Raw genomic sequence first — 1,346 nt, 5'->3', positions numbered from 1 at the left:
GTCCCAACACCTGGTTTACTCACGGGGTCATAGTCGGTTGCGAATAAGTGATCGAGATGAATATCAGTTAAGGACGCATCACACTCGGCATTAACATCGAGTTTACCTTGAGCCGATAACTGAACACCAGAAGCAAGTGCCGCATTATCCGTCCCCCTCATAGCGTCAGAAGCCACAAGAAGAGGAGTGGCAACATCAAATAATTTCTTAAATGCAGCGGCAAGATACCCGCCGACTGATTCGGTGAGCGCAGTTCCGAGGATATGAGTCAGGTCAACTTCATTGAATCTATTTTCTATAGAGAAGTGCCCAACCATAGCATTTATGGTCGCTCCGTCTACAGTTGTTCCCTCAATCCTTACAAAATAATCTTTCCCAGTTACCCAGAATCCAGCCACTGTGTCATCGGAAGTATCTATCTTGATAAGGTGAGACCCGGTAATCCCATCGAAGTCAATGCTGACAGTGATTCCGGCTGCGTTATTCCTTTGAGTCAGGCCATCGTCTTTATGGATATGGACATCGGTGTTAGCAAAGTTCGTTATCGTGCATGATGCACTTGGGTCATCAGACGAAAAAGTATTGAACATTACGTATACAGTCTCGTCTTCTTTAAAATTTCCAAGATAAGGTATCATTTATATTGGTCCTCCAAAAGGCCCTACCAGAGGACCGTAAAATATGCTTGTTGGTGCTGCCCCACCAGGGGTTGCGGGCGTCCCCTCAATAACAAAGGTACCAGGCGAAAATTGGTTGTTGCGGGATGCTTTGATCCATTCGGCAGAACGAATTATATTTGAAATACGGACTTCATCAATAACCCCCTTCAAGAACTGTTCATTTAGATCTCCTAAAAAGCTACCTAACACAATATCAGGCATTGTGTCTGATGTAAACTGACTTTGTGTAACAGAACCTTGCGAAACACCTGCAACAAATAATTCAGCTTTTCCAATATCCCCATTGATTGTTCCGGCAATAAAATGATATGTGGCATCATTAAGATCAACATCATCTGTTACTATTGCAAAAGTATCATTTTCGTGTCCTCTGCTAAAAACTTGAGCAAAGTTACTAGTATCTATTCTGATGAAAAACTGAGGTCCGTTATCAGGTGCTGTCGCATCCTCAAGCGTAACAAGTCGCTGTTTAACTCCAGACTGAGATAATTTTACAATTGCTTCCAGCGTAAAACTTCCTCTGGTGGATAGTGATAAGCCGGCCCTTCTTATACTGTTATTACTTCCATCAAAATCTAAAGCCTTTCCAATTTTACCATCAACTAAATCTTCAGAGGTCATTGAACCCTGTGAAGTCCCATCATTATCATTGCCGGTGGAATCAAT

General features: G+C 42.6%; 2 protein-coding genes. Both read right to left on the bottom strand.

The window, feature by feature from the left end:
* A partial coding sequence (locus J7K40_01785) for a hypothetical protein (GenBank protein ID MCD6161126.1) occupies window positions 1–590 on the bottom strand: 590 nt, incomplete at its 3' end.
* A 48-nt stretch (window positions 591–638) separates the two neighbouring features.
* Window positions 639–1,346 (bottom strand): LamG domain-containing protein (locus J7K40_01780; GenBank protein MCD6161125.1); only part of this gene is annotated, 708 nt, incomplete at its 5' end.

This window comes from Candidatus Zixiibacteriota bacterium, from assembly GCA_021159005.1.
Taxonomy (GTDB): domain Bacteria; phylum Zixibacteria; class MSB-5A5; order UBA10806; family 4484-95; genus JAGGSN01.
This window is presented reverse-complemented; position numbering and strand designations above follow the sequence as displayed.